The sequence below is a fragment of the Confluentibacter citreus genome (assembly GCF_002807055.1).
GTDB lineage: Bacteria > Bacteroidota > Bacteroidia > Flavobacteriales > Flavobacteriaceae > Confluentibacter > Confluentibacter citreus.
This window is the reverse complement of the sequence record NZ_NIXN01000028.1, coordinates 1-1250: the sequence shown is the minus strand read 5'-3', so window position 1 is coordinate 1250 and position 1250 is coordinate 1. Positions and strand designations below refer to the sequence as shown.

The window sequence follows — 1250 nt, the reverse complement described above, 5'->3', positions numbered from 1 at the left end:
GCCCAAAACAGTCCGGGCGTATTTACGGGGCTTACAGTGGGAACGTACCAGGTAGAGGTGGAGAGCGGCGATTGTTTGACGACATCGGCAACCATTACGATAACTGAACCTGCGGCACCTTTATCGGTTACCTATACGGTAAACGATATTACCTGTAACGGGACCAATGATGGCGTACTGGAGATTAATGCCTCAGGTGGAACCGGGATCATTAAATATGCCATTTCACCACAATTAAATCAATTTTTTGATACACCTATATTCGAAGACCTATATCCAGGAACCTATCAAGCCATTGCACAAGATGAATTGGGATGTTTTGTTATTATTGATTTTACCATTAATGAACCAACACCAGTTATACTGACCATTGTACCCAATTCAATAATCCCTGAGGTTTGCGAAGGTGATATGGATGGAGGGTTCAGTATCGATATTTCCGGAGGAAACTTGCCCTATAGTGTGGCTTTGGATGATATTAATGGGTCGTATGTTACAGGTTCGCCAACCCAAACACTATTTGATTTTACTGGATTAAGCGGAGGGGATCACACCGTTTATATTCGTGACAGTTTTGGTTGTGAATCTGAATGGAACATCACGTTCCCGGAATCGGTCAGGATAAACCCTGAAGTAGCCGTTGAGTTTGGATGTGTGGACAATATATCGACCAATACCGTAACGGTAAGTGTGGATGCCAGTATAACTGACGTTTCTGATTTGGATTATTCCTTGGATGGCGGGCCCTATCAGTCAAGCAATGTGTTTGTAAATGTCCCATCGGGATTGGGGCACTACATTGATGTAAGGCATACCAATGGCTGTACCCAAAGGACACCGGGGTTTGATATTGAGCAATATGACCCACTGGCGCTGGCATTGGCCGATGGCGGGCTGAACGAGATCGTTGCCGTTACCACGGGCGGATCGGGAACATATCAATACACCTTGAACGGAGAGGATTACGGAAGCACCAACACGTTCCTGATCTACAGGTCTGGGGACTATACGGTCACGGTAACCGATAGTTATGGCTGTACGGCAACGGCAACGCGGTACTTTGAATATATAGACGTGTGCATACCAAACTATTTCACGCCCGCTACCGAGGGCTGGGGACCGGGATGTGCCACCCAATACGGCAATTTGACGGTCGATATCTTTGATAGGTACGGCCGTAAGATAGCGACGCTCCGTGTGGGGGATTTATGGGACGGCAATTATAATGGAAAGGAGCTGCCATCGGGCGA

The 1250-nt window shown here is 47.0% G+C and carries 1 protein-coding gene; it reads left to right on the top strand.

Features of this window, described 5'->3' with window-relative positions:
- Nucleotides 1-1250: T9SS type B sorting domain-containing protein (locus tag CDH49_RS15480; protein ID WP_157805352.1), on the top strand; the 1250-nt coding region annotated here is incomplete at both ends.